1 protein-coding gene and 1 pseudogene are annotated in these 1,787 nt (G+C 65.8%); one reads left to right on the top strand and one right to left on the bottom strand.

The window, feature by feature from the left end:
- Positions 1–89: 89 nt before the first annotated feature.
- Positions 90–878 (bottom strand): annotated as a pseudogene (locus D581_RS01000000138420) (IS630 family transposase); the annotation flags it as partial.
- Here D581_RS01000000138420 and D581_RS01000000138415 point away from each other — a divergent pair.
- Positions 774–1,619, top strand: coding sequence for a transposase (locus D581_RS01000000138415; RefSeq protein WP_486585926.1), 846 nt, complete (start codon positions 774–776; stop codon positions 1,617–1,619). The pseudogene D581_RS01000000138420 and the gene D581_RS01000000138415 overlap by 105 nt on opposite strands.
- Positions 1,620–1,787 lie beyond the last annotated feature (168 nt).

Genomic DNA, 1,787 nt, shown 5'->3' with positions numbered 1-1,787 from the left:
ACAGTTCGTCCGGAACCAGCCGACGCGACAGATCAACCCTCACGGTGCAGCATCATGCCGCACCACCAAAGCGCCACGTGAGACATCCTCTAAGTGTCTGTGTGTTTCTCGTTGGTTGGTGGAGTGACCTTGGTGAGGTAGTCGGCGAGTGACTTGCGGATCTCGTCGGCGGTCTTGGTCCAGGCGAACGGCCTGGGATTCTCGTTCCAGGTGGCGATCCACTGCTTGATGTCGCTCTCGAGAGCCTGGACGGAGGTGTGGACGCCGCGGCGGATGAGTTTGTCGGTCAGCAGGCCGAACCAGCGCTCGACCTGGTTGATCCAGGACGACCCGGTCGGGGTGAAATGGACGTGGAAGCGGGGGTGTTTGGCCAGCCACGTCTTGATCTCGGGTGTGTTGTGGGTGGCGTAGTTGTCACACACGATGTGCACGTCGAGCTCGCGGGGCACTGTTTTGTCTATCGTGACCAGGAACTTCTTGAACTCGATGGCTCGGTGGCGGCGGTGGAGTTCACCGATGACGGTGCCGTCGGCGATGTTGAACGCGGCGAAGAGGCTGGTGATGCCGTGCCGCAGGTAGTCGTGGGTGCGGCGCTCGGGCATGCCCGGCATCATCGGCAACACGGGCTGCGAGCGGTCCAGCGCCTGGATCTGGCTCTTCTCGTCCACACACAGCACTACGGCCTTCTCCGGCGGGTTGTGATAAAGCCCGACGACGTCGACGACCTTGGCCACGAACTGCGGGTCGGTGGACAGCTTGAAGGCATCCTGCAGGTGAGGCTTGAGGTCGAACCGTTTCCAGATCCGGCCGATGGTCGACTTCGACAATCCGGTGCGAGCGGCCATCGAGGCCCGCGACCAGTGGGTGTCCTTCCCCGGAGCGCCTTGCACCCGCCACCAGGAGGGCTACCGGGGCACGTATCCTTCGAGCCCGAGGTGGGACTGTTCACCGCCGTCGCGCTCACCGGCGGCCACGGCATGGGCAACCACGAGGCCGCCGTCGCACTGGACCTGCTGGCCGACGACGACCCGGGCGAGGGCGAGATCCTGACCGTGCTCGGCGATGCCGCCTACGGCACCGGCACCCTGCGCGAACAGCTCACCGCCGTCGGCCACACCCTGGTCATCAAGCCACCACCGCTGCGGCGGGTCATCCCCGACGGCTTCACCATCGACGACTTCCACATCGACACCGACGCCGGCACGGTGACCTGCCAGGCCGGCAGCACCGCGAACCTGGGCCGGACCAAGACCGACGGGAACCGCACCGCCCAGTTCAAACGCCTGTGCACCGGCTGCCCGCTGCGGGAACGCTGCACGACCTCCAAGACCGGACGTGTCCTCAGCGTCCACCCCCAGCACGAACTGCTGACCGCCGCCCGCATCCAGGCCGATACCGATACCGCCTGGCAGGACGAGTACCGCCGCTGGCGGCCCCCGGTCGAACGCGCCATCTCCTGGCTCGTCGCCCACGGCCACCGCCGGGTCCGCTACCGAGGCGTGATCGCCAACAACATCGCACTCCACCACCGTGCCGCCGCCCTCAACCTCCGCCGGTTGGTCAACCTCGGACTCGCCCACACTCACGGCACCTGGACCCTCATCCCGGCCACCTGCTGACGAAAGAAGGGGCTGCCCGGCCTCCGGCCGGACAACCCCTCAGCAAGATTTTCAGCAGCCTTCTAGGGCCTGCCTTCAAAGGGTCATATCCACATCAGGAGTGACGCGATGGTGAGTGCTGCTTCGTAGGATTCGCGGGTTTTGTCGTAGCGGGTGGCTATGGCCCGG

This window comes from Streptomyces sp. CNB091, assembly GCF_000377965.1.
The sequence above is the reverse complement of the archived record's forward strand: the minus strand, read 5'-3'. Positions and strand labels throughout refer to the sequence as shown.